Source organism: Halorubrum tibetense (assembly GCF_042661865.1).
In the GTDB taxonomy this organism is placed as follows: domain Archaea; phylum Halobacteriota; class Halobacteria; order Halobacteriales; family Haloferacaceae; genus Halorubrum; species Halorubrum tibetense.
Map to the genome: position 1 here is coordinate 1 of NZ_JBHSWW010000246.1, position 3,663 is coordinate 3,663.

The window sequence follows — 3,663 nt, forward strand, 5'->3', positions numbered from 1 at the left end:
CGACCAGCTCCGGCTCGTCGGCGACCCGCCGGGACGGCGCGACGAGGTCCACGAGTCGAGCCCCGCGCGCCGCCGAGGCGTCCTCGACGATCCCGTTGTAGGCGTCGAGTCGGTCGCGGTTGGTGTCGGGGTCGTGCTGCTGTCCGACCGGGGTTAGCGTGTAGTCGGGGATCGTGAGGACGAGCACGCTCTCCGGCCGGTCGCCCGCGTACCCGATAGCGGACGCCAAGAGGGTCTCGAACCGCGGGCGGAACTCCGCGGCCGGCCGCCCCTGAAACGCGTCGTTCGCGCCGATACAGAGGGTGACGAGGTCGGATCCCGGACGCTGGGCGTCCCCATCGCCCCCGGAAGCGAGCTCGCGTTCGCGCGTCGCTTCGCGGAGGTCGTCCGCCGTCCACCCGCCGTCCGCGACGACCGTCGGGTCGTCGAGCGCGTGCCCGTGCGCTTGGAGGCGCTCCGGCAGCCGGGTCGTCCACCGGTCCTCGCGGCTGACGCCGCTCCCGACGGTGTAGGAGTCGCCGAGCGTGAGAAACGACGCCGAGTCTCGGGTTCCACACCCCGCGACGGCGGCTACCCCGCCCATGACTCCCGCCCGAAGCAAGTGACGACGGGAGAGGCGTCGCATACGACCAGCCAGCACCGCGGTCGGTGAAGGTCTTTCGCCGCCAACGCTACGGGTTTTTAGCCACGACCGGCAAACGTCCACGCATGCAGACCCACATCGTCCCGGTCGGGTTCGACTACGACCGGATGATCGCCCCGCTCATCCGGGACCAGTTCGACGTCGACCGGGTGATCCTCCTCGAGGGGACGGTCGGCAGCGAGGCCAACGTCGAGTACTCCCGCAACATCGCCCGGAAGCTCGAACAGGACTTCACGAACCTGCTGGGTGCGGAGACGGTTCGCGAGCGACTACCCGACGTGTACGACTACGACGCCGCCTTCGAGCGCGCGTTCGACCTCATCAACGAGGAGCTCGACCGGGAGGGCCCCGACGGGGAGAGCCGGGAAGTGTGGGTGAACGTCTGCTCGATGCCCCGTCCCGTCTCCTTCGCGTTCGCGACCGCGGCCCACTCGGTCATGGTCGAGCGACAGGCGGACCGCGACCGGATCCACACATACTACACCGCCCCGGAGAAGTACCTCGAAACGGAGCTCGCCGAGGAGCTGCGGGCGAACCGTGACCTCCTGCGTGACCTCCAAGGGGACGGCGACATCGACGACGACCGGATCACGGACCGGCTGACGACGACGAGCGACCTGCTGTCGGAGTTCGACGAGCGCGGGACGACCATCGGTGCGAAGCGGATCGGCGACAGCCACGTGATCGAGCTGCCGGTCGCCTCCTTCCAGAACGTCAAACCGTTCGAGGAGCTCGTCCTGTTCACGCTCGGCGAACACGGGGAGTTCGAGTCCGTCTCGGAGCTCGCGGAGACGCTCGCCGCCGACCTCAACGAGGAGTACACCGACTCGTTCCGATCGAAGGTGATCTACAACGTCGACCGACTCGGCCCCGGCGGGAAGGGGTACATCGAACAGGAGGAACACGGGAAGTCCTACCGGACGCGGCTCTCGCGGATCGGCGAGCTGTGGGTGCGGGCACACGCCGGCGACGACCGGGAGCTCGCGTGAAGCGAGAGCTCGCGCGATCAGCTCGGTCGAGTGCCACTACCGGCCCGTTTTTATCCGTGGGGCGGGGACGGTAACTGGATGACGACGGATCGCGACCTCGACCCGGACGAGTTCGGGTTCGCCGCGCCGGCGACCGACCAGTCGTTCGAGAACGCTCTCGCGAAGGCGCGGGACGGGGTCAGACTCACCGTCGACGACGCGACGGAGCTGCTCGCGACCGGAACCGACACGGCGGGGATCGACCCGGTTCGCAAGGAGGCGGTGCTCGAAGCCGCCGACACGCGACGGCGGGAGACCGTCGGCGACGAGGTCACCTTCGTCGCCAACCTCAACAACAACGTCACGACCGCCTGCAACACGGGGTGTCTGTTCTGTAACTTCAAGGACTCGGCACACGCGTTCGAGGCGGACAGCGACGTCGACCACGCGGGGTTCACCAAGACGCCGGCAGAGTCGCGCGCGGTCGTCGAGGACGCCCTCGATATGGGCGTGTACGAGGTGTGTTCGGTCTCCGGGCTCCACCCCGCGCTCGCGTTGAACGAGGAGCACCACGAGGTGCTCGCCGCCCACGACGACCCCGCGAGCGAGGTGAACTACAAGCCGCCCGAGACGTACACCACGGATCCGGGCACGTACGTCGAGCAGCTGCGGGCGATGGCGGTCGGCGGTGTCCACCTCCACTCGATGACGCCCGAGGAGGCGTACCACGCCGCCCGCGGCACCGACTGGGACTACGAAACCGTCTACCGAGCGCTCGCCGACGCGGGACTCGACTCCGCGCCCGGGACCGCCGCGGAGATCCTCGTCGACGAGGTCCGTGAGGTGATCTGTCCGGGGAAGATCGGGACCGACGACTGGGTCGCGGCGATGGAGGGGGCGATGGCCGCCGGCCTCGATGTCACGTCGACGATGATGTACGGCCACGTCGAGACGGTCGAACACCGCGCCGAGCACTTCGGCGTGATCCGCGACCTCCAAGACCGAACCGGCGGGATCACGGAGTTCGTCCCGCTCTCGTTCATTCATCGGAACACCCCGCTGTTCCGTCAGGGGGTCGTCGACGGCGGCCCCTCGCGGGACGAGGACGAGCTCGTGGTTGCGGTCGCCCGGCTCTTCCTGGACAACGTCGATCACATTCAGGCCTCCTGGGTGAAATCCGGCGACGCCCACGGCCTCAAGCTGCTCAACTGCGGCGCGGACGACTTCATGGGGACGATCCTCTCCGAGGAGATAACCAAGCGCGCCGGCGGCGAGTACGGCGAGTACCGGTCGTTCGACGACTACGTGGAGATGATCACGGCGATCGGGCGGACGCCCGTGGAGCGCTCGACCGACTATCGAACCCGTCGCCGGATCGACCCCGACGACGGCCCGCACGGGCCGACGCTCGGCCCGCGAGCCGACGGCACTCCGATGCTCGCGGGCCGACCCGGGACGGGTACCGCCGACGGCAGCTCCGCCAGCGCGGACGATTAGTGGGGCAGGCGCGCATCCGCCGCGGCGACAGTATCACGTACAACCCGAGGAGCCGCGGCCCCTCGATCCCAGCGAGCGGGAACAGTCGAAACCGGTTTGCCAATGGTTCACGGTAACACGTATGAGATGCCCGTGTCCGATGAAGAGTCCGACGGCAACTCGCCGACGCTCACGCGCTCGGACGAACGAGTGCTCGCGTATCTCGACGACGTCGGAAGCGACTACGGAGCGTTCATCGCTGGAAACACGGGGCTGTATGCGGATCACGTCGAGTCACGCCTCCATGTGCTCGAATCGGCGGGGTTCGTCGAGCAGGTCACCGGGGAGCCGGTGTATCGACTCACCGACACCGGGCGCGAAGCGCTTCGCGAGGACTGCCCACGCTGGTCGGATTAACTCGGATCGGGTTCCGGTCTCGACGGCGCTAGCACGCCCAAGCGCACGACGACGGTCACCGACCGAGGTCGGCGTGTGCGGAGGCGAGATGTCGGGACCCGAGCGCGGCGAGCAGCGATAGCTCGCCCGCGAGCGCGCCGACCGCGATCGCTTCGGCGA

The 3,663-nt window shown here is 68.6% G+C and carries 4 protein-coding genes; 3 read left to right on the forward strand and 1 reads right to left on the reverse strand.

The features are described 5' to 3' along the window. A partial coding sequence (locus ACFQEU_RS12935) for an SGNH/GDSL hydrolase family protein (protein ID WP_379782795.1) occupies positions 1-625 on the reverse strand: 625 nt, incomplete at its 3' end. Between the two features lie 83 nt (positions 626-708). Between ACFQEU_RS12935 and ACFQEU_RS12940 the strand changes: the two genes are divergently transcribed. The 3 genes from ACFQEU_RS12940 (at position 709) to ACFQEU_RS12950 (ending at position 3,504) form a co-directional block, all read left to right on the forward strand. Beyond that, positions 709-1,632, forward strand: coding sequence for an HFX_2341 family transcriptional regulator (locus tag ACFQEU_RS12940; protein WP_379782797.1), 924 nt, complete (start codon positions 709-711; stop codon positions 1,630-1,632). Positions 1,633-1,710: 78 nt separating this feature from the next. After that, positions 1,711-3,108: a 7,8-didemethyl-8-hydroxy-5-deazariboflavin synthase subunit CofH gene (gene cofH, locus ACFQEU_RS12945; protein WP_379782799.1), complete on the forward strand. Its 1,398-nt coding sequence runs from the start codon at positions 1,711-1,713 to the stop codon at positions 3,106-3,108. A gap of 126 nt (positions 3,109-3,234) precedes the next feature. After that, the gene (locus tag ACFQEU_RS12950; protein ID WP_379782801.1) at positions 3,235-3,504 is read left to right on the forward strand and encodes a DUF2250 domain-containing protein; all 270 of its coding nucleotides are present in this window, start codon (positions 3,235-3,237) and stop codon (positions 3,502-3,504) included. Positions 3,505-3,663: the final 159 nt, after the last annotated feature.

Excerpts from the sequence above, each read along its gene's own strand:
- ACFQEU_RS12950 (WP_379782801.1), top strand. The coding sequence starts at position 3,235 with ATGCCCGTGTCCGATGAAGAGTCCGACGGCAACTCGCCGACGCTCACG.
- cofH (WP_379782799.1), top strand. The coding sequence starts at position 1,711 with ATGACGACGGATCGCGACCTCGACCCGGACGAGTTCGGGTTCGCCGCG.
- ACFQEU_RS12940 (WP_379782797.1), top strand. The coding sequence starts at position 709 with ATGCAGACCCACATCGTCCCGGTCGGGTTCGACTACGACCGGATGATC.